Source organism: Mycobacterium sp. MS1601, assembly GCF_001984215.1.
In the GTDB taxonomy this organism is placed as follows: Bacteria; Actinomycetota; Actinomycetes; order Mycobacteriales; family Mycobacteriaceae; genus Mycobacterium.
Genome location: NZ_CP019420.1, coordinates 3,108,262 through 3,125,296, shown reverse-complemented (window position 1 = coordinate 3,125,296; position 17,035 = coordinate 3,108,262). Strand labels below are relative to the sequence as shown.

Here is a 17,035-nt window from a genome sequence, read left to right as displayed (position 1 = left end):
GGCGTCGCGGCGGCGGGGTCAGCGCCCAGGACCTGCTCCGTCGCGAGGGTAGGAAGCTCTGACTACTGGCGCCGAGAATCCGGCACTTCGTCGGGTTCGGCGTCCACGATGGGACCGTCATCGGCTTCCATCCTGGCCGCTTCGGCGTCCGGGTCCTCCGCCAGCAGCACGCGAATGGCGCTGTTGACGAACGCGATGGTGGGTACCGCCAGCAGTGCGCCGACGATGCCCGCCATGACACCACCACCTGCGATGCCGAGCACCACGGCCAACGGATGGATGGATACCGCGCGACCCATCACCAACGGCTGGAGCACATGTGCTTCGAGCTGCTGGACCGCGATGATCAGGCCGAAGGTGATCAGCGCGTAGACGACGCCCTTGGCCAGCAGTGCCACCACCACGGCGAGGAACCCGGTGATGACGGCACCGACCAACGGAATGAACGCGCCGAGGAACACCAGCGACGCCAGCGGCAGCGCCAGCGGGATCCCCATGATGGCCAGCCCCGTGCCGATGCCGATGGCGTCGACGAGCGCCACCAGGAAGGTGGCCCGGATGTAGCCGATCAACGAGTGGAAACCGGCCCGTCCCGCTTCACTGACCCGTTGCCGGACGGTGCTCGGGAAGATCCTGGTGACGAACGCCCAGATGTTGCGGCCGCCGTGCAGCAAGAAGATCAGCGTGAAGAACACCAGCAATGCGCCGGTGACGATCTCGGTGACCGTCGCTGCGGTGGACAGCGCACCGCTGGTCAACCGCTCCTGGTTGTTGCGCACAGCTTCGATGGCCGAGTTGCCGAAGTTGTCGATCTGGTCGCGGCTCAGGTGCGCAGGGCCCTCGATGAGCCAGGTGCGGGCGCTGTCGATGCTTCGGGTGACCTCGTTGACCAACTGCGGCAGACCGGACGCGAATTGGCTGACCACGAACGTCAGGAGCCCACCCAGAATGGCGAAACTGCTCAGCAGCACCAGCGCCACTGCTCCCCCACGCGGCGCGCCGCGACGGTCCAGCCAGTCCACCAACGGCATCAGCAGGGCCGCGAGCATGGTGGCCAGCGCCACCGGGACCACCAGAACCAGGAGTTCTTTGATCACCCACAGCACCGCCATGAGCGCACCGAACAGCACAAGAAGCCGCCACGACCACGCGGCGGCTTTGCGGACCAGCGGTGTGACCGATGCGTCCTCGGCCCCAGGTGGCAGCATTCGGTCACTGTAACGGGCTCAGGGCGCGCCGTGCGGCAACGCGGCGAACCCACTACCCTGCGCCGTTAGTCTGATTGGCGTGTCCTCCGACGCGCAGTCCACCCAATCGCAGGAGGCGACCCGCGGGAAGTACTGGTGGGTTCGCTGGGCGGTGCTGGCTGTCGTGGTGGTCGTGCTGGCGGTGGAGGCCGCACTGGTGTGGGACCAGCTGGCCAAGGCCTGGCGCAGCCTGCTCGACGCCAACTGGTGGTGGGTGCTGGCGGCCGTCGCCGCGGCCATGCTGTCGATGCACAGCTTCGCCCAGATCCAACGCACCCTGCTGAAATCGGCCGGGGTGACGGTGCGGCAGTGGCGCTCGGAGGCGGCGTTCTATGCGGGCAACTCGTTGTCCACCACGCTGCCCGGCGGTCCGGTGCTCTCGGCCACCTTCATCTACCGCCAGCAGCGGATCTGGGGAGCATCCCCGGTGGTGGCGTCCTGGCAGCTGGTGATGTCGGGTGCACTCCAGGTGGTGGGGCTGGCGCTGCTGGGCCTCGGCGGCGCATTCCTGTTGGGCGCCAAGAACAATCCGTTCTCACTACTGTTCACCCTCGGCGGCTTCGTCGTCCTGCTGCTGCTCGCCCAGGCGGTGGTGTCGCGGCCCGAACTGCTCGACGGTATCGCGGTGCGCGTGCTGTCCTGGTTCAACCAGTTGCGCAACAAGCCGGCCGAGACCGGGGTGACCAAGTGGCGTGCAATCCTGGCGCAGTTGGAGTCGGTGAGCATGAGCCGGCGCACCCTGGGCACGGCGTTCAGCTGGTCGTTGTTCAACTGGATCGCCGACGTCGCGTGCCTGGCCTTCGCCGCCTATGCCGCCGGCGGGCACCCCTCGCTGGCCGGCCTCACCGTCGCCTACGCCGCGGCGCGCGCAGTCGGGTCCATCCCGCTGATGCCGGGCGGGTTGTTGGTGGTGGAGGCTGTGCTGGTGCCCGGCCTGGTGTCCAGTGGCATGACGCTGCCCGCCGCCATCTCGGCAATGTTGATCTACCGGCTGGTCAGCTGGATCTTCATCGCCGCGATCGGCTGGGTGGTGTTCTTCTTCATGTTCCGCACCGAAAGCCAGATCGATCCCGACGTGGAGGCCGCTGCCGCAGCCCCGGACACCGAGGATCCGCAGCAGAACGAGGACCGTTGATGCGCATCATGGTGTTGACCTCAGTGTTGGTGTTGGCGCTGGCAGGTTGCGCCTCGGACTCCGAACCGAGCCCACCCGCCGAAACAGGCCCGGCGCCGATGCTGACACCGCTGATCGGCTCGGCGGTGGCCGAGCCGATCGCAACCCCGGCCACCGACGGCCGCGTCCATCTGGCCTACGAGCTGACGCTGAGCAACACCCTGGGCTCAGATGTCACCATGACCTCTCTGTCGGCGCGTTCGGGCGACCAGACCCTGGCCACCCTGACCGGTGATGACCTGGCGTTCTGGACCCGGGCGTTCGGGAGGCAGCCAAGCCCACCGATGTGGTCAAGCCCGGGCAGACCATCGCGGTCTGGATGGACGTCGTGCTGGATGCCGGCGCCGAGATCCCTGCGGAGCTGACCCATTCCGTGGATCTGGCGGTGGCCAAGCCGATTCCGGGGCTGGTGCCTGCGACCCTGACTCAGCCGGTGGCCCCGGTGAGTGTCTCGACCCGCAAGCCGGTGTCGATCGCGCCGCCGTTGGACGGCCCGAACTGGCTCAACGGTGACGGTTGCTGCAGCATGTCCGCACACCGGACGGCGCTCAACCCGATCAACGGAAAGCTATACGCCGCAGAACGATTCGCCATCGACTACGTGCAGTTGCGAGATGACTTCAGGCTGTACTCGGGTAGCGCCACCACCCCGGAGAGCTACGCCTACTTCGGGGCGCAGATCCACGCCGTCGGTGACGGAAAGGTGGTGGCGGTGGTGGATGGTCTGCCCGAGCAGGTGCCGACCAAGACGCCGAAAGGTTTGCCGTTGAACGAGTACGGCGGCAACCACGTGGTCCAGGACCTCGGCGACGGCAACTACGCCTTCTACGCGCATCTGCAGCCAGGCACCATCACGGTCAAACCCGGCGACGATCTGGCCGTCGGCCAACCGTTCGCCGAACTGGGCAACACCGGCAACAGCGACGCGCCGCACCTGCACTTCCATGTGATGGACGGCCCGGATCCGCTGATGGCCAACGGATTGCCGTTCGTGATCAACAATTTCGGGCTGACCCAGCGGATGGCGTCGACAGCGGGCCTCGACGTGTTGTTCACCGGCAAGCCGGCTCCGCTGCAGACGGGGTTTGCCGCCAGGGACGAATCCGAGGTCAGCCCGCTGGAGCTCGACATCATGAATTATTCTGTCGGACAATGAAATCTGACACAGCAGTAGCAATTGCCGCCGACACCGCAGCCGTGGTCACCTTCTGCACCATCGGCAGACGCAGCCACGCCGAGGGGCTGACGGTCAAAGGCATCGCCACCACCACCTGGCCGTTCCTCACCGGAACCGCCGTGGGCTGGGTGCTCAGCCGCGGCTGGCGCAAGCCGGCAGCGGTGACGCCAACGGGCCTGGTCGTCTGGGTCTGCACGGTGCTGGTGGGCATGGTGCTGCGCAAGCTCACCGCGGCCCCGGTGGCCGCCAGCTTCATCGTGGTGGCCTCGTCGGTGACCGCCGCCTTTCTGCTGGGCTGGCGCTTACTGTTCGGCCGGTGGAGCCACCGCGACGGTCAACGTCGCGCGTAACCCGCCCAGGGGGCCGTCGGACAGTTCGATGGTGCCGCCGTGCAACAGCGCCTGCTGCTCCACCAGCGCGAGCCCGAGTCCGGAACCGCCCACCTCGGCGGTACTGCCACGGGAGAAACGCTGCAACACAGCGGTGTGCTCCTCGACCGGCAGCCCGCGGCCGTTGTCGTCGACCACGATCACCATGGAGTCGCCGCGCCTGCCGGCCGACAGCGCGATACGGGTGGCATGCCCGTGTGTCAGGGCGTTACGCACCAGGTTGTCCACCGCCAGCCGCAGGCCGGTGGGCCAGCCCAAAATGGTTCCGGCGCCGTCACATTCGACGCTGATCTCGGCCGTCACCGTCGAACGGCTGTTCTCTCTGGCCACCCGGTCAAGCAGTTCTTCGACATCGATCACCTCGACATCGGCGGTCTGGGCCAGCTGACCGGAGGCCAGTTGTCCCAACGCGGTGATGGTCGCTTCCACCCGGCGCTGCGCACGGGAGAGGTCCGCGACCACTTCGGCACGTTCGTCGGCGGGCAGGTCGTGGATGCGCAGGGTGTCCAGGTCCGCACGCATCGCGGTCAGCGGGGTGCGCAGCTCATGGGCGGCGTTGGCGGCGAAATCCTGGGCGGCCTGCAGGGAATTGGTAGTGGACTGCTGCGCGGCGGCCAGTCGTTTGAGCATGCCGACCATGGCCTCGGACAAATCCTCGGCCTCCTTGGTGCCGTGCACCGGGATGATCTGCTCGACGCCGCCGTCGCCGAGCTGGCGGGTCTGCTCGGTCAGCTTGCGCAGCGGGCGGGTGGCCGCGCCGGCCAGGAACCAGCCGAGACCGCCGGCGAACAGCACCGCCACCACACCCACCAGGATGTAGAGCGGGATGCGTTGGCTGGACAGCAGGATGCTGTCGGCCCGGATACCGATGGACATCAGGACGTCGACACCCTGTTGTTTGAGTCGGACGGTCCGCACCCGGTAGTCGACGCCGTTGACGGTCACGGTCTCGGTGCCCTCCGGCAGCGCGGGGAGCTGAAAACCGCGCTGGAACACCACGTCTCCGCCTGCCCTGGCGCGCCCGGTGGTCAGGACGCCGCGGCGCGGGTCCTGGACCTGGTCGGGGTACATGCTGGCGTCGACGATGGAGTCGAGACGGCGGTCGAGTTGAGCCTCGTCGTTGTTGGCCAGTACCACCGACGTCAGGATGGCCAGGACTGCCACCACGGCCGCCGAGGCGATACCGGCGGCCAGGGCGACCCGGGTGCGCAGCGACACCCGGTAGGTGAACCGGCGCCACAACGAGAGCGATCCTGTGGCGGCGTCCGGGTCGGCCGTCACACTCAAGAGTCGTCCCGCAGCACGTACCCGATCCCGCGCACGGTGTGGATCACCCGCGGCACGCCGTCGCGTTCGAGTTTGCGCCGAAGATAACTGATGAAGACGTCGGCGACGTTGGTGTCGACGTCGAAGTCATAGCCCCAGACCAGCTCCAGCAGACGCTGGCGGGACAACACCACTCCGGCGTTCTCCGCGAGCACCGCCAGCAGGTCGAACTCCCGTTTGGTCAGCTCCACCCGCTCACCCGCCACGAACACCAGCCGACGGGCGGTGTCGATGGTCAGCGGGCCCACCGTCATGGCGTCGGAGCGTTCCTCGGAGGCGGCGCGGCGGCGCAGTAGTGCGTGCAGCCTGGCCACCAGCTCGCCGAGGTCGAAGGGTTTGGTCAGGTAGTCGTCGGCGCCCGCTTCGAGCCCGGCAATCCGGTCGTTGACCGTGTCGCGGGCCGACAACACACAGATCGGGATGTCATTGCCCAGTGCGCGCAGTGCGGTCACCACGGCCACCCCGTCGAGCTCGGGCATCTGGACGTCGAGAACCAGCGCGTCATGCGTTTCGTTGGAAAGCAGCCGCAGCGCTTCCTTACCAGTGGCCGCCACCCTGACGTCGAACCCCGAATGGCGCAGGCCCCGGGCTACCGAGGTGCGCACATCCGGATCGTCGTCGACCATCAGCACCATATGGCCCGCCGTCCCCTTGACGGGCGATTCGGTTGCGGCCGGCACCCTAGAGGATGTCGACGTCGCCGTCCCCATCGGTGTCACCGCAGCGGAGCCGGATGTCCTGAATGGGCTTACGGATGTTGGTCAGTTCGCCTGCGACAACCGGGTTGGCGGCGAAGTACTCCTCCACCTTGGGACCGATTTCCTCATGCGGCAGGCCGTGCATGCTGGTGAAGAAGTTGTTCACATCCGGGTGGGTGAAGAGGTAGGCAGAGGTGGCTGCTGACACCCCGGAGGCGACGCCGGCAAGGTCGGCGGCGGTGCAGTTGGGCGGCGGCACCGGCTCGGCGAACGCCGCGGGGGCGACGGCAAGCAGCATCGCTCCGGCTCCTACAACTCCGACAACCGTGCGACGGGCTGTGAGCAACATTGATGGGCTCCTTTGAAGAGGGGTCCGTGATTCTGACCTGCAAAGCTAATCAGATTCCGTGCCCAGTTTCCTGGGTTGTGGGCACACTACCGTGGTTGCGTCGTCCAGCGACAGGCCAGCCCCGAGCCTCAGCGCAACCCGTTGCCGGTGCCGACGGGCAACACCGGCGCGGCAGCACGGCCTCCGATGACGGCGTTGGCCGCGTCGGGCACCGCCGCGGGGAGATCGGCGCCCTGCGCGGCCTGCATCAGGCTCAGGACCTGCGGCAACGAGATCGGCAGCTTGCACTTGGTGCTCAGCGACGTCAACGGCGTCTGGATGGCCTGCAGATCCTTGGCAGCTTGCGGATCCCGTTCGAAGTACAGCTTCAGCGCCGCGATCGAGTTGGGTCCGGCGGGCTGGGCGGCCAGCATGGTCAGCACATCGTTGGTCTCGGGATTGGCTTCGAGGTAGATGCCGGTGTTGGTGCCGACGGAACCCACGGTTCTGGCGATCTGGCTGGCCGCGCAGGGATCCGGGGCGGCCACGGCCGCAGGCGCGGCCAGGATCGCGGCGGCCACGCCGCTGACGCCGGCGAGCAGGGTGATGGCGGCGGTCTTCGTGAAGGCCATTGGGGCACTCCTGACAGTTCGACTTCGGTCCAAGGTTCCCCGACCTCGTCTACATCCACCAGAGATAGTGCCATCCACTCCAGGGGCGTGCGAATTCAGCGCGTCCGATCGAGATCGGACGGTATCTGATCGAGATCTCACGGCGACTCGCCGTACAGCCTGCTGCGGTACGCTCGCACCCACTGGGGAGAATGCGGGGAGATCGCCATCCAGCAGTTCATGATGCGACTGAGCAGCCTGTTACGCAGGTTCCGCTGGCTGGTCTTCACCGCATGGTTACTGGCCCTGGTGCCCTCGGTCTGGCTCATTCTCACCCAATCGAGCAACCTCACCGGCGGCGGGTTCGAGGTCGAGGGCTCGCAGTCCCTGCATGTCCAGTACGAAGTCGAGGACCACTTCCCGGACGAGGGCGCCTCTCCCCTGGCGTTGGTGGCGGCCCCGCGTGCGGACGCCAGTTACGAGGACATGAACTCCGCGGTAGCCGAGCTCGAACGCCTGGTCGCCGAGGTTCCCGCGGTCACCATCGTGCCCAACCCCGCCCAGCCGCCGCCGCAGCCGGACCGCCCCTACGTGGTGTCGCTGAAGCTGGGCTTCGACAACACCGGCGCCGTCGACACCGCCAAGCAACTGCGCCAGAGGGTCGGCATCAACGGCGAGGAACCCGGTCAGACCGCTGACGGCAAGGTCCGGCTGTATGTCATCGGCCAGGGCGCGGTGGGTGCCGCGGCGTCGGAGGCCACCAAACACGACATCGCCGAAGCCGAGAAGTGGAACCTGCCGATCGTCCTGATCGTGCTGCTGGCGGTGTTCGGCTCGTTGGCAGCCGCAGCCATCCCGCTGCTGATCGGCGTGTGCACCGTGGTGGTGACCATGGGCCTGGTGTTCCTGCTGTCGATGTTCACCACGATGTCGGTGTTCGTGACCTCGACGGTGTCGATGTTCGGTATCGCGCTGGCCGTCGACTACTCGCTGTTCATCCTGATGCGGTTCCGCGAGGAACTGCGCGCGGGCCGCGACGCCAAGCAGGCCACCGACGCCGCGATGGCGACATCCGGTCTGGCGGTGGTGCTCTCGGGGGCCACGGTGATCGCGTCCGTCACCGGCATCTACCTCATCGACACCCCGGTGCTGTCGTCGATGGCCACCGGCGCCATCCTCGCGGTCGCGGTGGCGGTGCTGACGTCGACCACGCTGATCCCGGCGGTGCTCGGCATCTTCGGGCGGGCGGCCGCCAAACGGTCCCGGGTGCTGCACTGGGGTCGACGCGCCGAGACCACCCAGTCCCGGTTCTGGACCCGCTGGATCGGCGGGGTGATGCGACGACCGTGGCTCTCGGCGTTGGGAGCCACGGTGTTCCTGCTGGCGCTGGCGGCGCCGGTGATGTCGATGTCGTTGGGCAACAGCATGTTGCGCCAGTTCGAAGCCACCCACGAGATTCGCGGTGGCGTGGGGGCAGCCGCCGAGGCGCTTGGTCCCGGTGCGCTGGGACCGGTCCGGGTACTGGTCACCTTCCCCGACGGCAATGCCGGCGCGCCGGAGAACATGGCTGTCGTCGACGCCATCGGAGCCGAGATGGGCCGGACGGTCAACATCGTGTCCGTCACCCCCGCGGTGGTTTCCGACGACAACCGCAGCGCGCTGCTGTCCGGAATCCTGGCCGTCGACCCCGAGGACATCGCCGCCCGCAACACCATCGATTCCCTGCGCGAACGTCTGCCCCAGACCCCGGGTGCCGAGAACCTCTCCGTCGACGTCGGCGGCCCCACCGCACTCATCAAGGACTTCGATGAGCGGGTGGCGCACATGGAGCCGTGGGTGTTCGTGTTCGTCGCGACGATCGCCTTCGTGATGCTGCTGGCAGCCATCCGCTCGGTGTTCCTGGCGCTCAAGGGCGTGGTGATGACCATCTTGTCGGTGGCAGCCGCCTACGGCAGCCTGGTGATGATCTTCCAGTGGGGCTGGCTGCAGGATCTGGGCTTCGAACCACTGGGCTCCATCGACAGCACCATTCCGCCGCTGGTGCTCGCGCTGACCTTCGGGTTGTCGATGGACTACGAGATCTTCCTGCTCACCCGTGTCCGCGAACGGTTCCTGCAGTCGGGCGACACCAGGGACGCCGTGGCCTACGGCGTCTCGACCAGCGCCCGCACCATCACCAGCGCGGCTCTGATCATGATCGCCGTGTTCATCGGCTTCGCCTTCGCCGGAATGCCACTCGTGGCGCAGATGGGCGTGGCCTGCGCGGTGGCCATCGCCGTCGACGCCACCGTGGTGCGGTTGGTGCTGGTGCCCGCGCTGATGGCGATGTTCGACCAGTGGAACTGGTGGCTGCCCAAGTGGCTGGGCAGGGTGCTGCCGTCGGTGGACTTCGAGAAGCCACTACCCAAGGTGGACCTGGGCGACCTGGTGATCATTCCGGACGACATCTCGGCGTTGGTGGCGCCCGGGGCCGACCTGCGAATGGTGGTGAAGTCGGCGGCCAAGCTCAAAGACCTGGCGCCGGACGCCATCACCGTGGCCGATCCGCTGGCGTTCAGCGGGTGCACCGGACTCAGTGCCCTCACCACCGCGTTCAAGGTCAAGGTCAAGGGCAGCGACGACGCCCGCGCGGTGAGCGCCAGACAGGCGCGCCTGGGTCTGCCGCTGCGTCGCAACCGCAGCGAGAAGAACCCGTCGCCGGACGGCGGCTCCGGCCAGGCCACCGTCCGGGTGCAGCGCCCCGTCCACCCCGTCACGATGTGGCGGGGCCGTCTGGCCGTCGCACTGGATGCCCTCAGTGTGCAAAACGATCCCAGTAGCGATTTCCACCACGCGCTGCGCAGGCAGTGTCCGGTGGAGACCACCAACGTGCAGCTGCCCACGGGTGACCGGCTGCGCATCCCGACCGGCGCCGAGACCATACGGCTCAAGGGTTACCTGATCATGTCTCGCAACCACCGTCGCGACTTCGCGGAGTTCGCCGACCTGGTCGATGCCATGGAGTCGCAGACCGCCGCACTCGCGCTGGCCGGTATCGACAGGTACTACTCTGGGCAACCGACCGATGGACAATGGGTCGCCACCCAGTTGGTCCGCAGGCTCGCCGATCCTCATCCCGACGACGCGAACGACGAGCACGCCGGGCCCGCTGCTGAGGCAGACTGGGAGAAAGTCAGGCAGCGCTGCCTGACGGTGGCCGTGGCGATGCTGGAGGAGGCGAGGTGACGTTGGCCGCAGATGCTCACCGCCCCGGCCTGCAAGCCGGTGCCGGCGCCGACCGGCCGGTCGAGTTCTGGTCCACCGCTGCCATCCGGTCAGCCCTCGAAACGGGTGACATCACCGTCTGGCAGCGCATCGTGGTGGCGATCAAGCGCGACCCGTTCGGCCGCACCGCCCGCCAGGTCGAGGAAGTACTGGAGAAGTCCGAGCCGCTGGGTATCTCCAAAGCACTGTCCGAGGTGCTGGTGCGCAGCCGACAACATCTGGAAGCCAATGAACGCGCCGAGGCCGCCAGGCACGTTCGGCTGCTGCTGAACCGCTCCGGGCTCTCGGAGCAGGAGTTCGCCTCCCGCATCGGCGTTCCCGTCGCGGATCTCGTGGTTTACCTCGATGGCGAGATCTCGCCGCCGGCATCGCTGATGATCCGTATGCGCAGGCTCTCGGACCGCTTCGCCAAGATGCGCTCACCCCGCCCCGGTCCGAGTTGAGAAGTCTTGACACTCGAGGACATCCTGCGTCAGACACGCACGGTCGCGGTGGTGGGGGCATCAGCCAACCCGTCGCGCCCGAGTTACGGCGTGTACCGCTATCTGAAGGCCAACACGGACTACCAGCTGTACCCGGTGAACCCGACCATCACCGACATCGACGGCGACAAGGTGTACGCCAGCCTGGCTGATCTGCCGGTGGTGCCGGACATGGTGGACGTGTTCCGGCGCTATGACGATCTGCCGTCAGTGCTCGCCGAGACACTGGCGCTGCCGGCGCTGCCGAAAACGCTCTGGCTGCAGCAGGGGCTGTTTCACGAGCAGGTGGGTCGCGACGCGCAGGCCGCCGGACTGCAAGTGGTGATGGACCGCTGCCTGAAGGTGGACCACGCTGAACTCGTCGGAGGTCGTTAGGCCCCCGTGGGCGCCACGTCGATCACCAGCCACCGGCCGTCGACCTTGGTGAACGTCACGCGCAGCGCCAGCACCGCGCGGCTGGGCTGCTGCCCCGGCACGTTCTGGGTGCCCCGCATCACCACCACCACGCTGGCGGCGGCGGGGCCGATGGCCTCCACCCCTGCCGAGATGGTCTGCGCCTGCGCCGAGATGTTGCGCCGCGCAAGATCTTCGGTGGACCTGCCGAAATTCGACTTGAACGCCTCGGCTGCCTCGGGTGCCATCAGAGCTGCCGCACGATCGATCGAGGAGGAGGGGTCCTGCGGTGAGAACGTTGCGGTGGCCTCCGACACCGCCGTCGCCAACCGCACTACCTCGCCCGAATCCTGGACCAGGGCGTCGTCGGGCACGGTCCAGTAGGCGTAGCCGACCGCGGTTGCCGCGACCAGCGCCACGGTGGCCAGTCCGATGACACCCAAGCGCAGCGCCGGGCCGTCGTCGTCGGTGCCGACCGTCACCCGGTCACGGCGCATCAGGTAGAAGTTCACCGCCATCGCCTCGACGATCAGCAGGCACAGCATCGCCGCGCCGGCCACCCACCACACCGGCCAGCTCATAAAGACACCGATCACCACGATCGCCGCAATGGCCACCAGCGGTGCCAGCACGTCGAAAATCGTTACCCGCCACAGGTTTCTCACCGCATGGACTCCAGCCGGGAGATCAGCAGCCGGCCGTCGACGTCCGAGACGTCCAGGCGCAGGTTCCACCGCACTGTCCGGGGTTCACCGCCGGAGTTCTCACTGACCGACGTGGCGATCACCAACACCGTGTCGGTGCGGGTGGCGATGCCCGGCTGCAGCGGCGGCTCCTCGGGCGGCGGGGCGCTACCTGGTTCGACGTCGAGGTTGTTGCGCACGGTTTCGACGGCCACGGCGTTGATGTCACCGGTGGTGCTGGACTGCAGCGTCTGCACGACGTCGCGGTACGGTGCGACGGCGGCGTCGAAGTCGGCGTTCAGTTCGCCGACGGTACCGTCGTGCAACGTCTGCAGGCTGGGTTCGACGTTGCCTGCGTTCATGTTGATCAGCACGCGGGTCCAGTCAGCGGCAGCCTGCATGGCCGCCGCTCGGTTGCGCAGCTCGGTTTCCTCGGCTCGGTGACCCGTCCAGATCAGCGTGATCAGTACCACCGCGCCGACACACAGCAGCCCCAGCACAGCTGAACCGATGCCGTATCCGGTGATGGACCGGACTTCGATGTCCTGCTCGTCCTCGTCGGGCATGGCGTGAGGCTACCTGTTCGCTCTCAGGGGACTGAGCACCCGCACGGCTTCTGGAAGACTGGCGGAGTGACGGTAGAAGCTATTCGCTCGGGCATCGACCTGAGCTACGTCGACCCATCAGCCCGGCCGCAGGACGACCTGTTCGGACACGTCAACGGCCGCTGGCTCACCGACTACACCATTCCCGCGGACCGGGCCACCGACGGCGCCTTCCGGTCGCTGTTCGACCGCGCCGAGGAGCAGGTTCGCGACCTGATCCTCGAAGCAGCCGGCTCCGGTGCTCAGGCGGGCACCGATCAGCAGCGCATCGGCGACCTCTACAACAGTTTCATGGACACCGACGCCGTCGAGCGCCGCGGTGTGCAGCCACTGCTCGACGAATTGGCGCTGATCGACGCCGCCGACAGTCCTGCCGCCCTGGCCGCGACGTTGGGCGCGTTGCAGCGCACCGGCGCCGGCGGAGGTGTCGGGCTCTACGTCGACACCGATTCCAAGAACTCCACGCGGTACCTGGTGCACGTCAGCCAGTCCGGCCTCGGCCTGCCGGATGAGTCCTATTACCGCGACCCGCAGCACGAGGCCATCCTCACGGCGTATCCCGAGCACATCGCGGCGATGTTCGGGCTGGTGTACAACGCCTCACCGGTGGACTACGCGGCCAGCGCCGCCGCCATCGTCGCACTGGAAACCAAACTGGCTGCGGCACATTGGGATGTGGTCAAGCGCCGCGACGCCGACCTGACCTACAACCTGCGCCGGTTCGCCGATCTGGACTCCGAGGCGCCCGGCTTCGACTGGGCCGGGTGGGTGGGTGCACTGGGCACCTCACCGGAGCAGGTGGCCGAACTCGTGGTGCGCCAACCGGATTACCTGACCGCGTTCGCCTCGCTGTGGTCGTCGGAGACGCTCGGCGACTGGAAGTTGTGGGCCCGCTGGCGGCTGATCAGTGCGCGCGCCGGATATCTGACCGAGGCTCTGGTGGCCGAGAACTTCGGGTTCTACGGGCGCACCTTGAGCGGCACCGAGGCCATCCGCGACCGGTGGAAGCGCGGGGTGTCCCTGGTGGAGAGCCTGCTGGGCGATGTGGTCGGAAAGCTCTATGTGGAGCGGTATTTCCCGCCCGAGTCGAAGGCGCGGATGGACGTGCTGGTGGACAATCTGCGCGAGGCGTACCGGGTGAGCATCAACCAGTTGGAGTGGATGACGCCCGAGACCCGACGCAAGGCGCTGGCCAAGCTGGACAAGTTCACCCCGAAGATCGGCTACCCGGCGACGTGGCGGGACTACTCGGCACTGGTGATCGCACCCGACGATCTGTACGGCAACTACCGCCGCGGCTACGAAGTCAGCTTCGAGCGCGAGCTGGCCAAGCTGGGTGGGCCGGTGGACCGCGACGAATGGTTCATGACCCCGCAGACTGTCAATGCCTACTACAACCCGGGGATGAACGAGATCGTGTTCCCCGCAGGCATTCTGCAGCCGCCGTTCTTCGACGCCGAGGCCGACGACGCCGCGAACTACGGCGGCATCGGTGCGGTGATCGGGCATGAGATCGGCCACGGTTTCGATGACCAGGGCGCCAAGTACGACGGTGACGGAAACCTCGTCGACTGGTGGACCGATGCCGACCGCGCCGAGTTCGGTGCCCGCACCAAGGCGCTGATCGAACAGTACGAAGAGTTCTCGCCCCGTGACCTCGATTCCGCACATCACGTCAACGGAGCGTTCACCGTCGGTGAGAACATCGGCGATCTGGGCGGGCTGTCCATCGCACTGCTGGCCTACCAGATCTCACTGGGCGGCAAGGAGGCGCCGGTGATCGACGGGCTCACCGGAGTGCAGCGGGTGTTCTTCGGCTGGGCGCAGGTGTGGCGCACCAAATCTCGTGAGGCCGAGGCTATTCGGCGACTGGCCGTGGATCCGCATTCGCCGCCGGAGTTCCGCTGCAACGGCGTGATCCGGAACATGGACGCCTTTTACGAGGCGTTCGAGGTGTCCGCCGACGACGCGCTGTACCTGGATCCGGAGCATCGCGTCCGCATCTGGAACTGACCTGTCGCGCGCTGGTTGCACCCGCGCGCCCACTGAAGGTGACAGCCGGTCACTCTGTGGCGGAAATCTGCCTGCATTCCCGCCACAGGGTGACTGGCTGTTGCCTTCGGGGTCACCTGAAGCTCCCCGACATCCCTTGGGTGTGACGGTCGTGCACCCTCACCTTGGGGTGACGGTCGTGCACCCTCACCAAAAACGACAGCCAGTCACTCCTGGGCGCAAATGTGTACGAATTCCCGCCACAGAGTGACTGGCTGTCACTTGACCAGCCGAGCCCGCCGTATCAGAACAGCTGCCAGTCCTGGGCGCCGTCGTTCTGGTCGTAGAGGCCGGTCGAGTTCTTCACCACCACCGGGTCACCGCTGCCGAAGTTGTCGTAGAACCACTGGGCGTCCTCGGCGCTGAGGTTGATGCAGCCGTGGCTGACATTGCGGACGCCCTGATCGGCTTCCGACCACGGTGCGCCGTGGACGAAGATGCCGCTGTTGTCGATGCGCACGGCGTCCTCGACGTCCACCTTGTAGCCCTCGGCAGCCGAGACCGGTACACCGTAGGTGGAGGAGTCCATCACGATGTCGGCGAACTTCTCCAGCACGTAGTAGGTGCCGTTCTTGGTGTCGTAGCCGGGTTTGCCCAACGAAACGGGGAAGGTCTTGACGAGTTCCCCGTCGCGCATGATCTCCATCTGCTTGGTGTCGTTGTCCACCGTGGCCACCAGGGACTCACCGACGCGGAAGCTGGACTTGGTGCCTGCGGCGTCGATGTTGACGACGGTGCCCTTGGGCCAGAAGTCCTGCGGGCGCCAGCGCACCTGCGAATCGCTGAGCCAGTAGAAGCGGCCGGGGACCGGCGGGTTGGACGAGATGTGGATGGCGTCCTCGGCCATCTGCCGGTTGGCGATCGGCACCGCGAAGTTGATGATGATCGGTTTGGCCACGCCCACCATCGATCCGTTGACCGGGTTGAACGTCGGCGGTCGGAACGGCGGCTCACCGGTGAAGGGCAGCGGGTTCTGGCCCGCGGCGGTACCGGTGGTGACGCCGGGCGCCCCGGGAACGGCACCGGGCATCGGCGCGGCCAGCGGATCCGCTGCGGGCGCCGGCGCCAACAGGTTGGGCGGCGGGGGCGGGAAACCGAAGGGTGCGGGCGCTGGGGGCGGCGGCGCCGGTACCGGTTCGGCGGCTGCCGGCGCTGCCGACAACACCATCGATGCGGCCACCCCGGCCGTACTCAACATGGCCACCACAGTGCGACGCATAGCCATTCCCTCCGCTTCCCTCGAGGACCAGTTTGGCATAGTCCCGCCACCACACTCATCGCCCAGCAGCAATCAAGTGACACAAATCCCAGCTCAGAGGGCGTGTCAAAGAACTTCCCGGGGCAGCTTCCCGGCCTGGATATGTCAGTCTGGAGTCATGCTCATTGCCTTCAGCATCAGTCCCACCGGCGGCGACGACACCGGTGGCGTCAGCGCTGCGGTGGCCGAAGCGGTCCGCGTGGTGCGCGCGTCCGGCCTGCCCAATGAGACCAACGCGATGTTCACCAACATCGAAGGCGAGTGGGACGAAGTGATGGCAGTGGTGAAGCAGGCCGTCGACGCGGTGGCCGCGGTGTCACCGCGGGTGAGCCTGGTTCTCAAGGCCGACATCCGGCCAGGCTTCACCGGGCAGCTCACGGCCAAGGTGGAGCGCCTGGAACGCCAGCTGGAAGGTTAGGTCAGGACTTCACCAGTCGGGCAATGGCCGCCGACGCCTCGGCCAGCTTCTTGTCCGCCTCGGCACCGCCTTCGGCCACCGCGTGGGACACACAGTGGCCGAGGTGTTCGTCCAGCAGACCCAACGCCACCGACTGCAGTGCGCTGTTGACCGCGCTGATCTGGGTCAGCACGTCGATGCAGTACTTGTCCTCGTCGATCATCTTCGCGATACCGCGAACCTGACCCTCGATGCGCCGCAGTCGTTTGGCGTAGTTGTCCTTGTTCGGTGAGTAACCGTGCTCGGGTTCATCTGCCACTAGCCACCTCCGAGCATGCTCTTCATCTGGTCGATCTCCGCCTGCTGTCCGTCGATGATGTGCTGCGCCAGTGACTTGGCGTCCGCGTTGGCACCGTCGGCCAGTTCAGCCTGGGCCATGGTGATGGCACCTTCGTGGTGAGCGATCATCGACTGCAACCACAGTGTGTCGAATTCGGTGCCTTGCAGCGACTCGAGCTGCGTCATCGTCGCGGGCGCGACCATGCCGTCCATGGTGGACATGTCGTGACCCGCGTGAGTGTCTTCACCTTCGTTCCACTGCACCAGGAACGCCTTCATGGTGTTGATCTCGGGCTCCTGCGCCGCCTGGATCTGCTGCGCCAGCGCGATCAGCTCGGGGTTGGTCGACCGGTCGGGCACCAGGGCGGACAGTTCGACGGCCTGCTCGTGATGGGGCACCATCATCGAGGCGAAGCTGACGTCGGCATCATTGAATGCGGCGGGTTCACCGTCGATCACGGGCTCCTGCTCGGTGGACTCGTGGGAGTGGTCGGTGTGCCCGTCGGAGGCCGGCTGCGGATTGTTGCAGGCGGTCAGGAACAGGGCGGCGGCCAGTGCGGCCACGCCGGCGGCCAGGCGGGTGGACTTCCGAGCAATCATCACACCACCGTA

The 17,035-nt window shown here is 67.0% G+C and carries 19 protein-coding genes; 9 read left to right on the top strand and 10 right to left on the bottom strand.

Annotation, left to right across the window (positions count from 1 at the left end):
* Positions 1–62: 62 nt before the first annotated feature.
* The gene (locus tag BVC93_RS15265) at positions 63–1,208 is read right to left on the bottom strand and encodes an AI-2E family transporter (protein WP_083738201.1); all 1,146 of its coding nucleotides are present in this window, start codon (positions 1,206–1,208) and stop codon (positions 63–65) included.
* A gap of 79 nt (positions 1,209–1,287) precedes the next feature.
* Here BVC93_RS15265 and BVC93_RS15260 point away from each other — a divergent pair, with 79 nt between their 5' ends.
* The 4 genes from BVC93_RS15260 to BVC93_RS15250 are packed head-to-tail and all read left to right on the top strand — an operon-like array spanning position 1,288 to position 3,948.
* A complete protein-coding gene (locus BVC93_RS15260) occupies positions 1,288–2,382 on the top strand; it encodes a lysylphosphatidylglycerol synthase transmembrane domain-containing protein (RefSeq protein WP_083738200.1) in 1,095 nt (364 codons plus the stop codon).
* Entirely contained in the window at positions 2,382–2,786 is a 405-nt protein-coding gene (locus BVC93_RS34625; protein ID WP_335583137.1) for a hypothetical protein, read from the top strand. The genes BVC93_RS15260 and BVC93_RS34625 overlap by 1 nt, the downstream gene beginning before the upstream one ends.
* A complete protein-coding gene (locus BVC93_RS15255; protein WP_335583136.1) occupies positions 2,741–3,577 on the top strand; it encodes a M23 family metallopeptidase in 837 nt (278 codons plus the stop codon). Before BVC93_RS34625 ends, BVC93_RS15255 begins: the two co-directional genes overlap by 46 nt.
* The gene (locus BVC93_RS15250; protein ID WP_083738199.1) at positions 3,574–3,948 is read left to right on the top strand and encodes a DUF3054 domain-containing protein; all 375 of its coding nucleotides are present in this window, start codon (positions 3,574–3,576) and stop codon (positions 3,946–3,948) included. Before BVC93_RS15255 ends, BVC93_RS15250 begins: the two co-directional genes overlap by 4 nt.
* Here BVC93_RS15250 and BVC93_RS15245 read toward each other — a convergent pair.
* The 4 genes from BVC93_RS15245 to BVC93_RS15230 form a co-directional block, all read right to left on the bottom strand.
* Positions 3,901–5,229: a sensor histidine kinase gene (locus BVC93_RS15245; protein WP_083741076.1), complete on the bottom strand. Its 1,329-nt coding sequence runs from the start codon at positions 5,227–5,229 to the stop codon at positions 3,901–3,903. The genes BVC93_RS15250 and BVC93_RS15245 overlap by 48 nt on opposite strands.
* A 41-nt stretch (positions 5,230–5,270) precedes the next feature.
* Positions 5,271–5,948: a response regulator transcription factor gene (locus BVC93_RS15240; RefSeq protein ID WP_157517234.1), complete on the bottom strand. Its 678-nt coding sequence runs from the start codon at positions 5,946–5,948 to the stop codon at positions 5,271–5,273.
* A gap of 46 nt (positions 5,949–5,994) precedes the next feature.
* The gene (locus BVC93_RS15235) at positions 5,995–6,360 is read right to left on the bottom strand and encodes a heme-binding protein (protein ID WP_083738197.1); all 366 of its coding nucleotides are present in this window, start codon (positions 6,358–6,360) and stop codon (positions 5,995–5,997) included.
* A gap of 128 nt (positions 6,361–6,488) precedes the next feature.
* Positions 6,489–6,971 carry a hemophore gene (locus BVC93_RS15230; RefSeq protein ID WP_083738196.1) on the bottom strand — a complete coding sequence of 161 codons (483 nt, stop codon included), beginning with the start codon at positions 6,969–6,971 and terminating at the stop codon, positions 6,489–6,491.
* 219 nt (positions 6,972–7,190) lie between these two features.
* Here BVC93_RS15230 and BVC93_RS15225 point away from each other — a divergent pair, with 219 nt between their 5' ends.
* Genes BVC93_RS15225 through BVC93_RS15215 form a run of 3 tightly spaced genes read left to right on the top strand, consistent with a single transcriptional unit; the run spans position 7,191 to position 11,071 of the window.
* On the top strand, positions 7,191–10,175 hold the full coding sequence (locus BVC93_RS15225; protein WP_083738195.1) for an MMPL family transporter: 2,985 nt from the start codon (positions 7,191–7,193) through the stop codon (positions 10,173–10,175).
* A complete protein-coding gene (locus BVC93_RS15220) occupies positions 10,172–10,657 on the top strand; it encodes a transcriptional regulator (protein ID WP_083738194.1) in 486 nt (161 codons plus the stop codon). The genes BVC93_RS15225 and BVC93_RS15220 overlap by 4 nt, the downstream gene beginning before the upstream one ends.
* A gap of 6 nt (positions 10,658–10,663) precedes the next feature.
* A complete protein-coding gene (locus BVC93_RS15215; RefSeq protein ID WP_083738193.1) occupies positions 10,664–11,071 on the top strand; it encodes a CoA-binding protein in 408 nt (135 codons plus the stop codon).
* Here the strand turns inward: BVC93_RS15215 and BVC93_RS15210 are convergent.
* Together BVC93_RS15210 and BVC93_RS15205 are read right to left on the bottom strand one after the other, a co-directional pair.
* Complete coding sequence (locus tag BVC93_RS15210) at positions 11,068–11,754, bottom strand: hypothetical protein (protein WP_083738192.1); 687 nt, start codon at positions 11,752–11,754, stop codon at positions 11,068–11,070. The genes BVC93_RS15215 and BVC93_RS15210 overlap by 4 nt on opposite strands.
* On the bottom strand, positions 11,751–12,338 hold the full coding sequence (locus tag BVC93_RS15205) for a hypothetical protein (RefSeq protein ID WP_083738191.1): 588 nt from the start codon (positions 12,336–12,338) through the stop codon (positions 11,751–11,753). The genes BVC93_RS15210 and BVC93_RS15205 overlap by 4 nt, the downstream gene beginning before the upstream one ends.
* 66 nt (positions 12,339–12,404) lie before the next feature.
* Here BVC93_RS15205 and BVC93_RS15200 point away from each other — a divergent pair, with 66 nt between their 5' ends.
* Positions 12,405–14,390 carry a M13 family metallopeptidase gene (locus tag BVC93_RS15200; protein WP_083738190.1) on the top strand — a complete coding sequence of 662 codons (1,986 nt, stop codon included), beginning with the start codon at positions 12,405–12,407 and terminating at the stop codon, positions 14,388–14,390.
* 283 nt (positions 14,391–14,673) lie between these two features.
* Here the strand turns inward: BVC93_RS15200 and BVC93_RS15195 are convergent, their stop codons facing one another.
* On the bottom strand, positions 14,674–15,648 hold the full coding sequence (locus BVC93_RS15195) for a L,D-transpeptidase (RefSeq protein ID WP_083738189.1): 975 nt from the start codon (positions 15,646–15,648) through the stop codon (positions 14,674–14,676).
* A gap of 157 nt (positions 15,649–15,805) precedes the next feature.
* Here BVC93_RS15195 and BVC93_RS15190 point away from each other — a divergent pair, with 157 nt between their 5' ends.
* The gene (locus tag BVC93_RS15190) at positions 15,806–16,105 is read left to right on the top strand and encodes a thiamine-binding protein (protein WP_083738188.1); all 300 of its coding nucleotides are present in this window, start codon (positions 15,806–15,808) and stop codon (positions 16,103–16,105) included.
* Position 16,106: 1 nt separating this feature from the next.
* On the opposite strand, the gene BVC93_RS15185 is transcribed toward BVC93_RS15190, so the two are convergent.
* Together BVC93_RS15185 and BVC93_RS15180 are read right to left on the bottom strand one after the other, a co-directional pair.
* Positions 16,107–16,403 carry a metal-sensitive transcriptional regulator gene (locus BVC93_RS15185; RefSeq protein ID WP_083738187.1) on the bottom strand — a complete coding sequence of 99 codons (297 nt, stop codon included), beginning with the start codon at positions 16,401–16,403 and terminating at the stop codon, positions 16,107–16,109.
* Positions 16,403–17,023, bottom strand: a complete 621-nt coding sequence (locus BVC93_RS15180; RefSeq protein WP_083738186.1) for a DUF305 domain-containing protein — start codon at positions 17,021–17,023, stop codon at positions 16,403–16,405. The genes BVC93_RS15185 and BVC93_RS15180 overlap by 1 nt, the downstream gene beginning before the upstream one ends.
* Positions 17,024–17,035 lie beyond the last annotated feature (12 nt).